Here is a 14,643-nt window from a genome sequence, read left to right as displayed (position 1 = left end):
TCAGAAAGTGTTTAGTTAACGTAATTAAAGGCTTCTTCTTGTACTATTTCAATACCACTTAAAGAAAACACACCACTTCTAGATGTAATTCTGTTAGTGCTATCGTAATTAATCATTAAAGTAACGGTTGTACCTTCTGATGATACAGAGTTCCAGTTGTTACTACCATGAAATTGAACTATTGCTGGCCCAGCTTCGTCTTCGTAATCATCGTCTAGAATTGATAACCAGTACTGATCGCTGAATCCATCTTTTAATGGATTTGCAAAACTATCAAATCCGTATGTTGTTGTATTGTTGAATTCTCCAGTTGAAACTACAGAAATACAATTGTCATTAGCGTCATAAGTTAATATTTCTGATTGAATAAGTTCTCCAGCTTCAAAAGAAGATTTGTCTATTAATTTACCAGATCCATCCGCAGTATATACAGTAGTGACAGGGTTGCCAGGTTCTGTTTTGGTAATTTGATTATTTAATGTTGTAAAATTAAAGGTGTAATCCTCTGCGTTATCATCAAAATCGTCATGTGTTATTTGAGAAATTGTATTGCCTGCAGAGTAAAAGATGTCTGTTTGACTTACTAATGCGCTACCGTCAAAAGTCTGTATTGCTGTAATTTTACCATCTGTATCTCTTATTACAGTTCCAGTAGTAGTAAAAGGAAAGCCAAATGCGATAGTTTCGACATTTAAAGTGTTTACCTTATTGTCATCATTAAAATTAAAGTCTGAGTTAAGAATAAGTGGCCCGATAAACGGAGCTTCTGTCTCAACATCATAGGTGTAGCTTGCTAATTTTAGCTCGTCCGTAGTGTTTCCAGGAATTGTACCTTCATCGCTATCAAGAGCAGCGAAGTAGCCTTCAACAGGCTCGTCATTACAAGCTGTGAATAGGCTTAACGATAATAATAAAACTAATACTTTTTTCATGATTCTTAATTATTATTTGATTTTCCAATAGCTTCACCTATTAGTGTTGCTTTTGTGCAATCTGTTACAGTTACGTTTACAAAATCTCCAATTTTATACTCGCCTTTAGGAAAAACAGCAACAATGTTCTGTTGTGTGCGTCCAGACCATTCTTGGTTAGATTTTTTAGATTCTTTTTCTACTAACACTTCAACGGTTGTATTTATAAACTGTTTAGTTCTAAACTCGCTATGCTTAAGTTGTAGTGCTATAATTTCGCTAAGACGTCTACTCTTAGTTTTTTCAGGAACATCATCTTCAAATTTACGTTCTGCTAAAGTTCCTGGTCTTTCAGAATACGTAAACATATAACCAAAATTATATTTTACATACTCCATTAAACTTAATGTATCTTGGTGGTCTTCTTCAGTTTCTGTTGGAAAACCAGTTATCATATCATGACTTATAACACAATTCGGAATTATTTTTTTGATATTATCAATTAACGTAAAATATTCTTGTCTTGTGTGCAGACGATTCATTGCTTTTAAAATACGATCACTTCCACTTTGTACAGGTAAATGTATGTGATTACAAATATTATCATATTTTGCCATCATTTTTATCACCTCAAGATGCATGTCTTGCGGATTAGATGTGCTAAAACGGATTCTCATCTTTGGTTGTGCAGTAGCACATAGCTCTAAAAGTTTAGAGAAGTCTGTTGCTGTAGCTTTTTCTAGATCAGAAGCTTTGTCAAAATCTTTTTTCATACCACCACCATACCAAAGGTAGCTGTCTACATTTTGACCTAAAAGTGTTATTTCTTTATAGCCTTTACTCCAAAGATCATTAATTTCTTCTATAATACTTTGTGGATCACGACTACGTTCTCTTCCCCTTGTAAAAGGAACTACGCAAAACGTGCACATATTATCACAACCTCTAGTTATAGATACTAAGGCAGTAACACCATTTGTATTTAAACGGACAGGGCTGATGTCTCCATACGTTTCTTCTTTGGATAGTACCACGTTTATTGCATCGTGTCCGTCTTCAACTTCTGCAATTAAATTAGGTAAGTCCTTATATGCATCAGGTCCAACAACTAAGTCTACAATTTTTTCTTCTTCTAAAAATTTACTTTTTAAACGTTCTGCCATACACCCTAAAACACCAACCTTCATGTTAGGGTTGATATCTCTTTTTACAGCATTATATTTTTCTAAGCGTTTACGTACAGTTACTTCTGCCTTGTCTCTAATAGAGCAAGTATTAACTAGTACTAAGTCTGCTTCTTCTAGATTTTGTGTTGTATTATAACCTTCGTTTTGCAGTATAGAGGCTACTATTTCGCTATCACTAAAATTCATCGCACAACCATAACTTTCAATAAAAAGCTTTTTTGTGTTTTCTTGGTTTTTAGCTATTACTAATGTTTCGCCTTGTTTGTTTTCGTCTATTGTCTTTTCCATAAATATATTGAAATCACTCATCTCCAATAAGCACGCAAAGATAGGATTATTTTAAAATTATGACAATCTGACAGACCTAAAATTTTAGCTAATACTTATTAAATTAGGATGATAAATTTTTTTTGATATACCTTTGCACTCATAAAAATCGAAGAATGGCGAAGAATTTAGTAATAGTTGAGTCACCTGCAAAAGCAAAAACAATTGAAAAATTTTTAGGAAAAGACTTTAAAGTCGAATCCAGTTTTGGGCATATTTCTGACTTACCATCTAAAGAATTAGGAGTAGATGTAGAAGGAGATTTTGATCCAAAATATGAAGTCTCTTCAGATAAAAAAGCACTAGTAAAAAAATTAAAACAACTTGCCAAGAAAGCCGAAATGGTTTGGCTAGCAAGTGATGAAGATAGGGAAGGAGAGGCTATTGCATGGCATTTAGCAGAATCTCTAGACTTAGATAAAGATAAAACAAAACGTATTGTTTTTCATGAGATTACTAAAGCTGCAATCCAGAAAGCAGTTGAAAACCCAAGACAAATTGATTACGATTTAGTAGATGCACAACAAGCCCGTCGTGTATTAGATAGAATTGTAGGTTATGAGTTGTCTCCGGTATTATGGCGTAAAGTAAAAGGAGGTTTGTCTGCAGGTCGTGTACAATCAGTATCTGTTAGATTAATTGTAGAGCGTGAACGCGACATTCAAAATTTTACACCAGAAGCATCTTATAGAGTGGATGCTGAATTTTCAAATGAAGCAGGGCAGTCTTTTAAAGCTAAATTACCAAAAACATTTTCGACTAAAAAAGAAGCATTAGATTTCTTAGATAGTAACGCAAGCGCAGATTTTAAGGTAGCAGACTTAACTAAAAAGCCAGCTAAAAAATCTCCTGCAGCACCATTTACTACGTCAACATTACAACAAGAAGCATCACGTAAATTATATTTTTCTGTTAGTAAAACCATGACCATGGCACAACGTTTATACGAAGCCGGTTTGATTACTTATATGAGAACAGATAGTGTTAATTTATCTGATGAAGCTAGAAAAGGAGCAGAGAAAGAAATTGTAGCGGCTTACGGTAAAGAATATAGTAAGGAGCGTAATTTTAAAGGAAAGTCTAAAGGGGCGCAAGAGGCTCACGAAGCGATTAGACCAACAGACTTTAAAACACACAGTGTTGATATAGATTACGATCAAGCACGTTTATATGATTTAATTTGGAAACGCGCCATCGCATCGCAAATGAGTGAAGCACAATTAGAGCGTACAAACGTAAAAATTGAAGCAAACACGCATAACCAAACGTTTACAGCAAATGGAGAGGTTATTAAATTTGATGGATTTTTAAAAGTTTATTTAGAAGGAACAGATGATGAGGATCTAGAGCAAGAAGGAATGCTTCCTGCAATGAAGACTAATGAGACCTTACTAAATAAATATATTACAGCAACGGAGCGTTACAGTCGTGCGCCTTACAGATACACGGAAGCTTCTTTAGTAAAGAAACTAGAAGAGTTAGGTATTGGACGTCCGTCTACTTATGCACCAACAATTTCGACAATTCAAAATAGGAATTATGTAGAAAAAGGTGCTATAGATGGTGTGGAGCGCGAGTATACACAATTAGTATTAGAAGAAGGAACAGTAAAGGATAACATGCTTTCGGAAAAAGTAGGTTCAGATAAAGGTAAGTTAGTGCCAACAGATATTGGTATGATTGTTACAGACTTTTTAGTTAACCATTTTGAAAGTATTTTAGATTATAATTTTACCGCAAAGGTAGAAAGTCAGTTTGATGATATTGCCGAAGGTAAAGAGGACTGGAAAAAAATGATGAAAACATTCTATAAGAAGTTTCATCCAGTAGTTGTAGATGTTCAGGAAAATGCAGATAGAGAATCTGGTGAGCGTATTTTAGGTAAAGATCCAAAAACAGGAAAGCAAGTTAGTGTGCGTCTTGGTAAATTTGGTCCTATGGTACAGATGGGAACGGTAGATGATGAAGAAAAACCAACATTTGCAAGTTTAAGTCCTGATCAACAATTAGGTAATATTACTTATGAAGAGGCAATGGACTTATTTAAACTACCTAGGACTCTAGGTCAGTATAAAGATGAAGATATTGAAGTTAATAACGGACGTTTTGGACCTTATGTAAAATTTGGTAAAAAGTTTGTGTCTTTAGCGCCAGGTCAAGACCCAATAAGTATCGAGTTTAAAGATGCTATTGAGTTAATTAAAGAAAAAGAAATTGCAGATGCACCAGTTTACCATTATAAAGATCATGGTGTAACTAAAGGGAAAGGGCGTTTTGGACCATTTATTAAATGGAATGGTTTGTTTATCAACGTTAATAAAAAATACGATTGGGATACTTTAACTAATGAAGAAATTGAAGAATTAGTAGATGCTAAAATTCAAAAAGAAATAGATAAGGTTGTCCATAATTGGGAAGAAGAAGGAATCCGTGTTGAAAAAGCACGTTGGGGAAGACATAATATCCTAAAAGGAAAAGTTAAGATAGAATTGGCTAAGACAGTTGATGCAGCAGCTTTAACTTTGGAAGAAGTACAAGATATTATAGAAAAGAAAGCACCTAAAAAGAAAGCAGCTGCAAAGAAGAAAGCACCAGCTAAAAAGAAGGCAGCAACGAAAAAGACGGCTACCAAGAAGCCGGCAGCAAAGAAAAAAACTACAGCAAAAAAGAAGTAATATAAATGAATTTTAATTTTCTATCTCCAGTTTCAGATACTGTTTTAGCGCATAATCAATTATTATCACCTTTATGTTTAGGTCAAAAAATTAAAATTCATTCTGAGCAACAGGGGATTCCAGATTTAAATAACGTTAAGATTGTTATTCTAGGAGTTTTAGAAAACAGAAATGATATTAATTACATCGGTGAGGATTTTAATTTAAACGAAATTAGAAAATCGCTGTACACATTGTATCCTGGTAATTGGGGTACAAATATTGTAGATTTAGGTGATATTGAAAAGGGAGAGACAGCAGAAGACACTTATTTTGCATTAAAAGAGACATTGACGTTATTGGTTGAGAATAGAATTATTCCAATTATTATCGGAGGTAGTCAAGATCTTACATACTCTGCCTATCGTGCTTATGATAGTTTGATACCAATGGTAAACATTGTTAATGTCGATAAATCCTTTGATTTAGGCGATACGTCTAAGCCGATAAACAATACTAGTTTTGTAGGAAAAATTGTACTAGATCAGCCGTATAACCTATTTAATTATTCGATAGTCGGATATCAGACTTATTTTAATAGCCAAGAGGAAATAGATTTAATGGAACGCCTATATTTCGAATCTTATAGATTGGGAGAGGTGTCTAATGACATTACATTGGTAGAGCCAGTAATGCGAGATGCTAATATTGTTACCGTTGATTTGGGCGCTTTAAAGGCGTCCGAAGTTAGTTTAAGGCAAAAGGTGTCTCCAAATGGATTGGATGGAAAAGAGATATGTGCAGTAGCGCGTTACGCAGGGATAAGTAATAAGGTGAGTTCATTCGGTATCTATGAATACAAACCATCTCAGGATGATGAGATAACAGCAATGTTAGTATCACAAATGATTTGGTATTTTATAGAAGGTGTTAATTGTAGAGTTAATGATGATGATTTTTCTAAGTCAGAAAATCATCAAAAATTTATTACATTAGCGGAGTCGCATGAATTAATATTTTATAAGAGTACAAAAACAGGACGTTGGTGGATAGAAATACCATTTTTAGCAAATGTTAATAATAAATTAAAAAAACATACGTTATTACCATGCACCCATCAAGATTATTTGGATGCTTGTAATGATATTATCCCAGAAAGATGGTATAAGGCGTATCAAAAAAACAGTGTATAATCGTTATAGACGAATAGATAAAGTACGTTTTAAATCGTTAAAATGTTAAATTTTTACGATTAAATGGGTTTATTTTTGATTAAAAAGTTGTTTTTTAAAAAATATATAAATATGTTTACGCTCTTAAATAATTTAAGAGTTCAAATTAACCTCGAGTTTTCAATGAATATGAAGAAGTTTGTATTATTAACAGCGGTTTTCGCACTATTAGTAAGTTGTGGATCAAAAGACAAAGGTCAGCTAGTAGGTGCTAAAGGAAAAAAATGGCACCCAGAAAAACCTTACGGGATGACATTAGTCCCTGGTGGTGCGTTTATCATGGGTAAAGCAGATGATGATTTAGCAGGAATCCAAGACGCTCCAGCAAAAACAGTTACTGTCGCATCTTTTTACATGGATGAAACGGAAATCACAAATAGTGAGTACCGTCAGTTTGTAGAATGGGTAAGAGATTCAACAATTCGTACTAAGTTAGCAATTTTAGCTGATGAGGTAGGGATGACACCTGCTGATGGTGGTGTTGGAGAGTTTGCATTTAAGGATGCAGATACTACCAATATGTCTGCTTACGAAAAGTATATGATTGATAACTATAGTGGTTTAGGTGAAACAGGTTACGAAGGTAGAAAGCTTAATTACGAAGCTGAGTTACTTTTTGATACCTCGGAATATCCAGATGAATACTATGTTGAGGTTATGGATACGATGTATTTACCTTTAGAAGAATCTTACAATGGACAACGTACTTGGGATGTAACTAAATTCAAGTTCCAGTATACTTACATGGATATTTCTAAAGCAGCAAAAAACAAAAACTTAAGACGTAAAGATGTTATAGTTAGAGAAGAAGTAGAGATTTATCCAGATACTACAGCTTGGATTAGAGATTTTGCTTATTCTTATAACGAGCCAATGCATAACGATTATTTCTGGCATGATGCTTACAGTGACTATCCAGTAGTTGGTGTGTCTTGGCAACAAGCTAAAGCGTTTTGTGAGTGGAGAACAAAATATCATAATGATTACAGAAGATCTAGAAAAATCCATAACGTAGGTCGTTATAGATTACCATCAGAAGCACAGTGGGAGTATGCTGCTAGAGGAGGTTTGCAAGCTGCAACTTTCCCTTGGGGTGGACCATATGCTAAAAACGACAGAGGATGTTTTATGGCTAACTTCAAACCATTACGTGGAGATTACGCAGCAGATCAGTCTTTATATACTGTAGAAGCTGATGCTTATGAGCCAAACGATTTTAACTTATATAACATGGCAGGAAACGTATCAGAATGGGTAGACTCTTCTTACGATCCGGCATCTTATGAGTATGCTTCAACAATTAACCCAAGTGTAAACGACCCTAGTAACAAACGTAAAGTTGTTCGTGGTGGTTCTTGGAAAGATGTTGCTTATTACTTACAAGTAAGTTCAAGAGATTACGAATATTCAGATTCTGCAAGAAGCTATATTGGTTTCAGAACAGTACAAGATTATATGGGAACAGATGTTACTGCTAACGCAAGACAATAATCCTAACAATACTATTAACCTAACTAACAAAAACTTAACAACTAAAACTTAGAAATTATGGCACAAAAAGGAAAACTTTCAACAATGAACATGGTGTACGGATTAGGAGCAGCAATTGTAATTATTGGAGCTTTATTTAAAATTCAACACTGGCCTCATGGTTCTTTAATCTTAACTATTGGTATGATTGTAGAAGCTATTGTATTTACTATTTCAGCTTTCGAAAAGCAAGGTGGTGAATTAGATTGGTCATTAGTTTATCCTGAATTAGCAGGAGGAGCGTCTTTAGGAGCTAAGAAATCTAAAGAAGAGCCAAAAGATGCTGAAGGTTTATTATCTAAAAAATTAGACAACTTATTAAAAGACGCAAAAATAGATGGAGAATTAATGGCTAGCTTAGGTGAAAGCATTAAAAACTTCGAAGGAGCTGCAAAAGGAATTTCTCCTACTGTAGATTCTATGGCTGCAACTAAAAAATATGGTGAAGAAATGACATTAGCTGCTGCTCAAATGGAGTCTTTAAATAGTCTTTATAAAGTACAGATGGAAAGCGCTAGTCGTCAAGCATCAATTAATGAAGAAGCTGTTGAAAATGCAGGTAAATTAAAAGAGCAAATGCAATCTTTAGCGTCTAACTTATCTTCTTTAAATGGAGTATATGGTGGAATGTTATCTGCAATGAACAAAAACTAATTAGTGATTAATATCAACTAATATTAACAACTAAAACTAATTAGAAATGGCAGGAGGAAAACAGTCCGCAAGACAAAAAATGATTAACTTGATGTACTTAGTATTTATTGCAATGATTGCAATGAATATGTCAAAAGAAGTATTATCAGCATTCGGTTTAATGAATGCAAAGTTAATAGACAACAACCAATCGGCAGATGTGCGTAATGCACAATTTATGCAAGGTTTAGCAGACAAAGTGTCTGAGCAACCAGCTAAATACGCGCCTTTAAAGGCAGAAGCTGATCAAATCACAACTTTAGGTAATACTTTAAGTACTTATTTAGAAGGTTTGAAAGGTGAAATGATGGCTACAGTTAAAGATCCAAGTAACTACGAAACAATGGATGGTACAGCTTGGTTAGATGAGTATTTCTTTAACGGAGATAAAATTACTCCTAATGGAAATGAATTTTTAGCACAGATAGCAGCTTATAGAGAAGGTGTTAAAAAAGTGTTAGGAGAAAATGCAGATCTTAAAGATATCGTTGCTGATGTAGAAAAGAAGTTTTCTACTGATCAAGAAACTAACAACGAAGGAAAAAAATTAGAATGGTTAGATTACCATTATAAAGGTTTCCCTTTAGTAGCTTCTATGACTAAAATGACGCAATTACAGTCTGATATTAAAACAACAGAAGCAGAGATGTTATCTTCTATGCTAGCTGGAAAGCTTAAAGTAGAAGCATCTTTAACAAACTTTGAAGCAATTGTAGTAGCTGATAAAACAGCTTTCTTTAACGGAGAGCAGTTTACAGGTAAGATTGTTTTAGGGAAAAAGGATGAAACATTACGTGCTGATAAGGTAATCGTAAATGGTAAGGAATTAGGTGCTGACGCAATGAAAGCTGGAGAAACACTTTTAAAGTTTCCTGCAGGTAGAGTTGGTGAGCAAAAAATTTCTGGAGAGTTTCAATTTAAAGAAGGAGATTCTATCATTACATTACCATTCTCAAGTTCTTATGCAGTAATTCCTAAGCCTAATGCAGCAACTATTTCTGCAGACAAAATGAATGTAGTATACAGAGGGGTTTCTAACCCAATGACTATATCTTTTGCAGGTGTACCGGATAATAAAGTAAATGCATCAGGTTCTGGATTAACATCTAGAGGTGGTGGTAAGTATACAATGACACCTGGAACAGGTAAAGAAGTAACTATTAACGTTACAGGAACATTACCTGATGGTTCTAAAGTGTCAGACAATGCTAAGTTTAGAATTAAAGATATTCCAAAACCTTCTGGTACTATTGCTGGGAAGTCTGAAGGATCTTTACCTAGAAATAACATTGAAATTGGAACAATTAAAGCAGAATTAGAAGATTTTGATTTTGATTTACCATTAACAGTAACATCATTTAAAATCAAGATACCTGGACAGGCAACTGTTAACGTATCTGGAAACAAATTAAATGGTCAAGCTAAAGCTGCTTTAAGAAAAGCAAGACGTGGAGATGCTGTTCAAATATTTGATATTAAATCTAAGTCTTCAGGAGGACCAAGAATTAAGCCAGCAAGTCCAATAGCTATTGAAGTAGCTAACTAATCAAATTATTTGATTAATAAAATATTAAAAAACAATTTTCAGATGAATTATAAATCTTTATTAGCAGTTGTATTCGGAGTGTGTTTTGCATCTCAATCAGTTGCGCAATCTAATATTCTTAATGCTAAATCTCCTTCAGAGATTGGTGTTAGAACAGCAGAACAAAAAGCGTTGGATAATGACAAACCTTTAGAATATGGTTATGTTGATGATAGAGATATTATGTTTGCTAAAATGACTTGGGAAAAAGTTATCTTAGACGAGCGTGTAAACTTTCCTTTATACTATCCTGTGGATACAAATAATATTGGAAGCGAAAGACGTTCTTTATTTGATGTATTAACTAAGGCTATTGATGAAGGTAAGATTGAAAACGTTTATAACGATTCTTATTTTACTGGAAGACGTACTAAAAGTGAATTAGCTCAGATTAGAACTGCTGTAGATACAATGGATATTGGATACGATCAGTTAAATGCTGATGGATATGTAGATCCAGAATATATTACAACTACAACTATTTCGTCTTACGATGTTTCTGCTTATTTAATTAAAGGTCTTTGGTATTTTGATAAGCGCCAAGGTGAATTAAAGTACAGGTTATTAGGTTTAGCTCCTGCTGCACCAGATGTTAACTATGTTAACTCTAATGATGAAGCAAATAAAGAGCCTATTCCTTTATTCTGGATTTTCTTTCCAGACGCAAGAGATGTATTGCATGAAGCAAAAGCGTTTAACGCTAAGAATAGTGCTATGCCATTCTCATTTGATCACATTTTAAACTCTAGACGTTTTAATAGTGTTATCTATAAAGAGGAAAATGTATTTGGAGATCGTAAGGTTGAAGAGTATGTGGCAGAAAATGCATTAATGCAGTTAATGGAATCTGAAAGAATTAAAGAAAAAATTAGAAACTTTGAGTTGGACATGTGGTCTTACTAAAAGAATCAAGTTTAAAATATTTAAAAAACGCTCACTATTATAGTGAGCGTTTTTTTTGTTTTATTACAGTAATGAGAAATCCGCTTAGATAGTATATTTTTGTAATATGAATGTAGATTATATAATTGTAGGTTGTGGTTTAGCGGGTATTTCTTTTTGTGAAAAACTGAAAGAACAAGATAAAACATTTGTTGTTTTTGATGATGGTTCGCAGCAGTCGTCAATTGTTGCAGGAGGATTATATAACCCTGTAACGCTAAAACGTTTTACGCCAGTTTGGAAAAGTGAAGCACAATTAGAAGTTGCTTTACCAGTTTATAAAAAATTGGAAGATAAGTTAGGCGTTAGTCTTGATTATAAAATACCTGTCAAACGAAGATTTACCTCTTTAGAAGAACAAAATAATTGGTTTGCGGCGTCAGATAAAGTCGGGCTTAAACCATTTTTAAATACATCCTTATTTGAAAATACTAATCCTAAAGTTAATGCAGATTTTAAGTTAGGTGAAGTTTTACATACCGGAAGATTAGATACAAAACAATTAAGCGAAAGCTATAAAGGTTACCTTTTAGAACATAATTTATTAGTAACAGATAGCTTTAATCATGCAGACTTAGTTATCGAAGATAGTAGTGTTATTTACAAAACTATTACTGCTAAACATATTGTTTTTGCAGAAGGATTTGGTATAAAACAAAACCCCTTTTTTAAAGATTTACCTTTAGGTGGTACTAAAGGGCAACTCTTAACTATCCATGCGCCAGATTTAAAACTAGACTACGTGTTAAAGTCTAGTGTCTTTGTTATTCCTTTAGGAGATGATATGTATCGCGTGGGCTCTACTTACGAGCAGAAAGACAAAACCAACACAATTACTCAGGATGCAAAGGATATGCTGTTAGATAAGCTAAAAACATTTGTCGATTGTGATTTTGAAGTGGTTAGTCAAGTAGCGGGAGTCAGACCAACTGTAAAAGATAGAAAACCTTTAGTAGGAAGGCATCATACTAATCAAAACGTCTATTTATTTAATGGTTTGGGGTCAAGAGGCGTTATGATTGCTCCGTTTGTGGCCAATCAGTTATTTGATTTTATAGAAAAAAATGTACCACTTGATCAAGAAATTGATTGTAGCCGTTTTTTCTAATTAGTAGTTTTCTTCTTCGCTTTAGCAGCCAATACTTTGTCATAGCTCATAAAAATATTGATCCAAATATTTCTAGAAAGTCTTACTATTATCGGATAGAACACAATTAAAGTGATAACAATGGCAATAAATGCAATATTAGGTGTGCTTCCCAAAAAGAAATAACTAATAATAAAAGCAGCAACTGCAAACGCAATACCTACGCCATAACTAACATACATAGAGCCGTAAAAGAAAGAGGGCTCAATCTTATATTTAGTATTACAATGGCTACAACGCTCGTGCATACTAAAAAGTTGACTAACGTGATATGGGTTGGTATCGGTATACATAGATTCCTCATGACACTTCGGACAAACGCCTGTAAAAATTGAGTATAATCTAGAGCCTTTTTTAAACATAATAAATGTGTACTTTTGCAATTCAAAAAAAATCAGTGTTGAAGTAAGTCACTTCAATAACAAAATTAAGTTTTATTCTTTCAATTTTAAGTAACATAAGTCACAATTCATGCTAAATATTCATAATTTATCAATTTCATTTCAAGGAGAATACCTTTTTGAAGATATCACATTTAAATTAGGAAATGGAGATAGAGTAGGGCTTATCGGTAAAAATGGTGCAGGTAAATCTACTATGCTTAAAATTTTATCTAAAGAGCTTGAGCCAGATTCGGGTCAAATTGCTGCAGATAAAACACTTAAAATAGGATTTTTAAAGCAGGATATTGATTTTGTATTAGGAAGAACTGTACTTGAGGAGTCATATCAAGCATTTACAGAGATAAAGGAGATTGAAGCTAAAATTGAATATATCAATACGCAGTTAACAGAACGTACGGATTACGAAAGTGAAGCCTATCATGATTTAATGGTGGAGGTTAGTGATATTCAACATCAATATGAGATTCTTGGTGGTTATAATTATCAAGGTGAAACTGAAAAAATACTACAAGGTTTAGGTTTTAAACGTGAAGATTTTGAGAAATTGACTGATACTTTTTCTGGTGGATGGCGTATGCGTATTGAATTAGCAAAATTGTTATTACAGAATAATGATGTATTGCTTCTGGATGAGCCGACCAATCACTTGGATATAGAATCTATTATTTGGTTAGAAGGTTTTTTAAGAAATTATGCTGGAGCGGTAGCAATTGTATCGCATGATAAGATGTTTTTGGATAACGTTACAAATCGTACTATCGAGATTAGTTTGGGTCGTATTTATGACTATCCAAAACCTTATACCCAATATTTAGTACTAAGAGAAGAAATTAGAACACAACAATTAGCGTCTCAAAAAAATCAGCAAAAACAAATTGAGCAGACTGAAAAGTTAATCGAAAAGTTTAGAGCTAAAGCCAGTAAAGCAACAATGGCGCAGTCTTTAATGAAAAAATTAGACAAAATTGATCGTATTGAGGTTGACGAAGATGATAATAGCGTGATGACTTTAAATTTTCCGGTTTCAATTACGCCAGGAAAAATAGTAGTAGAGGCTAAAGATGTTTCTAAAAACTATGGAGAGAATCAAGTATTATCTGGTGTTGATTTATTAATTGAGCGTGATGTTAAAACAGCATTTGTTGGACAAAACGGACAAGGTAAGTCAACTTTAGCTAAAATATTGGTGGGAGACTTAAAGCATGATGGCCAATTAAAGCTAGGGCATAATGTACAGATTGGTTATTTCGCGCAGAATCAAGCCGAATATCTAGACGGTAGTAAAACGGTGTTAGATACAATGATTGATGCTGCAAATGAAACTAACAGAAGTAAAGTTAGAGACATATTAGGGTCGTTTTTATTTAGAGGTGAAGAAGCAGAGAAGTACGTTAGAGTATTATCTGGAGGAGAACGTAACCGTTTAGCGCTTGCTAAATTAATGTTACAACCTTTTAATGTTCTAATAATGGATGAGCCGACAAACCACTTAGATATTAAATCTAAAAACGTATTAAAAGATGCTTTAGAGCGTTTTGAAGGAACGTTAATATTGGTGTCGCATGATAGAGACTTTTTAAAAGGGTTAACTAATACTGTTTTTGAATTCAAAGATGGAAACATTAAAAAGTATTTAGGAGATGTGGATTATTACCTAGAGCAACGTAATGTTGAGAATTTACGTGAGGTAGAAAAACGTACTATAATAAAAAGCCAACCTAAAGAATCTCCTAAGCAATCATACGAAGACCAGAAAAAGCAAAAATCTTTAAATAACAGATTAAGTAATTGCGAATCTAAGATTGGTCAAATTGAAAAAGAGATTAAAACTATAGATGCAGAAATGGCAGCTAACTATGATGAAGTTGTAGCCAAACCCAACTTTTTTGAAAACTATCAAGCTAAAAAGGATCAATTAGTTAAGTTAATGGAAGATTGGGAAGACATAACGACACAGTTAGAGGCGTTTTAATCGGTTCTTTTAGGTTTTTTTTAACGTTTACCCTCTAAACTAAAGTCTAATTTTGCGGT

General features: G+C 33.6%; 11 protein-coding genes. 8 read left to right on the top strand and 3 right to left on the bottom strand.

Annotated features, from left to right (window positions below; translation table 11 throughout):
• Positions 1-11: 11 nt before the first annotated feature.
• Both ACZ2G2_RS02750 and miaB read right to left on the bottom strand, forming a co-directional pair.
• Positions 12-932: a hypothetical protein gene (locus tag ACZ2G2_RS02750; protein ID WP_470393849.1), complete on the bottom strand. Its 921-nt coding sequence runs from the start codon at positions 930-932 to the stop codon at positions 12-14.
• Positions 933-937: 5 nt separating this feature from the next.
• Positions 938-2,386 (bottom strand): tRNA (N6-isopentenyl adenosine(37)-C2)-methylthiotransferase MiaB, encoded by a 1,449-nt coding sequence (miaB, locus tag ACZ2G2_RS02745; RefSeq protein WP_272021942.1) that lies wholly within the window; start codon positions 2,384-2,386, stop codon positions 938-940.
• A gap of 155 nt (positions 2,387-2,541) precedes the next feature.
• Here miaB and topA point away from each other — a divergent pair, with 155 nt between their 5' ends.
• The 7 genes from topA (at position 2,542) to ACZ2G2_RS02710 (ending at position 12,169) form a co-directional block, all read left to right on the top strand.
• A complete protein-coding gene (gene topA, locus ACZ2G2_RS02740; RefSeq protein ID WP_470393847.1) occupies positions 2,542-5,100 on the top strand; it encodes a type I DNA topoisomerase in 2,559 nt (852 codons plus the stop codon).
• 5 nt (positions 5,101-5,105) lie between these two features.
• Positions 5,106-6,272 carry a formimidoylglutamase gene (locus tag ACZ2G2_RS02735; protein ID WP_101203974.1) on the top strand — a complete coding sequence of 389 codons (1,167 nt, stop codon included), beginning with the start codon at positions 5,106-5,108 and terminating at the stop codon, positions 6,270-6,272.
• A 168-nt stretch (positions 6,273-6,440) separates the two neighbouring features.
• Positions 6,441-7,802: a T9SS ring complex lipoprotein PorK/GldK gene (gene porK / locus ACZ2G2_RS02730; protein WP_177183507.1), complete on the top strand. Its 1,362-nt coding sequence runs from the start codon at positions 6,441-6,443 to the stop codon at positions 7,800-7,802.
• A gap of 57 nt (positions 7,803-7,859) precedes the next feature.
• The gene (gene porL / locus ACZ2G2_RS02725; RefSeq protein ID WP_272021946.1) at positions 7,860-8,495 is read left to right on the top strand and encodes a type IX secretion system motor protein PorL/GldL; all 636 of its coding nucleotides are present in this window, start codon (positions 7,860-7,862) and stop codon (positions 8,493-8,495) included.
• A gap of 46 nt (positions 8,496-8,541) precedes the next feature.
• Positions 8,542-10,080, top strand: coding sequence for a type IX secretion system motor protein PorM/GldM (gene porM, locus ACZ2G2_RS02720; protein ID WP_470393845.1), 1,539 nt, complete (start codon positions 8,542-8,544; stop codon positions 10,078-10,080).
• 42 nt (positions 10,081-10,122) lie between these two features.
• Positions 10,123-11,022, top strand: a complete 900-nt coding sequence (porN, locus tag ACZ2G2_RS02715; protein WP_090837668.1) for a type IX secretion system ring subunit PorN/GldN — start codon at positions 10,123-10,125, stop codon at positions 11,020-11,022.
• 106 nt (positions 11,023-11,128) lie between these two features.
• Positions 11,129-12,169, top strand: coding sequence for an NAD(P)/FAD-dependent oxidoreductase (locus ACZ2G2_RS02710; RefSeq protein WP_470393843.1), 1,041 nt, complete (start codon positions 11,129-11,131; stop codon positions 12,167-12,169).
• Here ACZ2G2_RS02710 and ACZ2G2_RS02705 read toward each other — a convergent pair.
• Entirely contained in the window at positions 12,166-12,570 is a 405-nt protein-coding gene (locus ACZ2G2_RS02705; RefSeq protein ID WP_470393841.1) for a DUF983 domain-containing protein, read from the bottom strand. The two genes, ACZ2G2_RS02710 and ACZ2G2_RS02705, sit on opposite strands and share 4 nt — an antisense overlap.
• Positions 12,571-12,679: 109 nt before the next feature.
• Between ACZ2G2_RS02705 and abc-f the strand changes: the two genes are divergently transcribed.
• Entirely contained in the window at positions 12,680-14,584 is a 1,905-nt protein-coding gene (gene abc-f / locus ACZ2G2_RS02700) for a ribosomal protection-like ABC-F family protein (protein ID WP_090837663.1), read from the top strand.
• Positions 14,585-14,643 lie beyond the last annotated feature (59 nt).

The organism is Olleya sp. KKT75, assembly GCF_055635485.1.
The sequence above is the reverse complement of the archived record's forward strand: the minus strand, read 5'-3'. Positions and strand labels throughout refer to the sequence as shown.